This window comes from Pseudaeromonas pectinilytica (assembly GCF_054780855.1).
In genome coordinates this window covers 1-581 of sequence record NZ_BAAGVN010000150.1, presented here as the reverse complement: position 1 = coordinate 581, position 581 = coordinate 1, and the positions used below count along the sequence as shown (strand labels likewise).

Below are 581 nucleotides of genomic sequence, written 5' to 3'. Positions count from 1 at the left end.
GCCAACCTGTTTAGGGTGGACCAAATGATACGTCAGTGGGAGAGATCTCACTAAAAACTGGGAATAACGCCTTAAATGGCGAAGAAACGGTCTAAATAGGCTGATTCAAGGCATTTACGGGAGAAAAAATCGGCTCAAACATGAAGAAATGAAATGACTGAGTCAGCCGAGAAGAATTTCCCCGCTTATTCGCACCTTCCCTAGAATATAAAAACCAATCCATGCGTTGCACGAAATTTATTTTATAAGTGTTTTATTAGTTACGCGCCAAGGGCCCGACTTTATAGTGTACTTATATTTCAAACTTGGGAAGTTATTGCTATCTCCATCCGCAAACTCTGATGAGACTATAGAGAAATGGTTTGAATTTATTTTTGTCACGCTCTCAATAAATCTAAAATTGATTTTATTTTCGATATCAAGACCAAACGCTTCATTGTTTTGCACTAGAAATGGCCGGGTATTAGTGTGTCTACTTACTTCACTAATGAAGTAACGGTAGGTTCCTGAGCCACCCGGACACCCCATATCTCCAGACCACAGAACATAATAAGTTGCAAAACCGGACTCATCATCTCGAT

General features: G+C 39.9%; 1 protein-coding gene. It reads right to left on the bottom strand.

Features of this window, described 5'->3' with window-relative positions:
* Nucleotides 1-237 precede the first annotated feature (237 nt).
* Nucleotides 238-581, bottom strand: a 344-nt coding sequence (locus ACYVG7_RS09910; RefSeq protein ID WP_460882973.1) for a hypothetical protein, incomplete at its 5' end; no start/stop codon positions are given.